We start from the raw sequence: 490 nt of genomic DNA on the forward strand, positions 1-490 counted from the left end.
GGACAAAGAGACCGGTAAATGGGTTGTTCATCCGGTTGTGCAGTACTACCCAGAAACGGTGGGTGAGAAGTTCTTCGATTGGATGGCAAGTATCCAGAAGCAGTACCCCGACAAGCGCATGGTTGCAGGTAAGTGGTGGCTGATCTATGAAGACAACAAGGCCAACAAGGCCATGATTGGTGACGCACACGACCCGAAGATGGCCAAGAAGTACGGAAAGGGTCTGTGGGTAGAGGCACCGGACGGAAACCTTCAGGGTGTCATCATCGTTGACTCGTATCCGGCAATGAATCCGGACTCTAACGACGATGAAGAGGCAGATAACTCTCTGGGCGTGCACGCTCGATTCTTTGCAAAGCATCTGCCTCGTATCAAAGGCCGGATGGGCAAGAAGATGATTTCCCTGATCGGCATGAATCAGCTGTCTGATATTCCGATGGCTATGTACGGACCGAAGCAGCAGGAATCGTGCGGTAAGAAGCTGCGCTAC

The 490-nt window shown here is 52.2% G+C and carries 1 protein-coding gene; it reads left to right on the forward strand.

Annotation, left to right across the window (positions count from 1 at the left end):
- Window positions 1-490: P-loop NTPase family protein (locus AC1RPR_RS08200; RefSeq protein ID WP_481763469.1), on the forward strand; the 490-nt coding region annotated here is incomplete at both ends.

The organism is Dellaglioa sp. CoH-57-MRSF-22 (assembly GCF_056781895.1).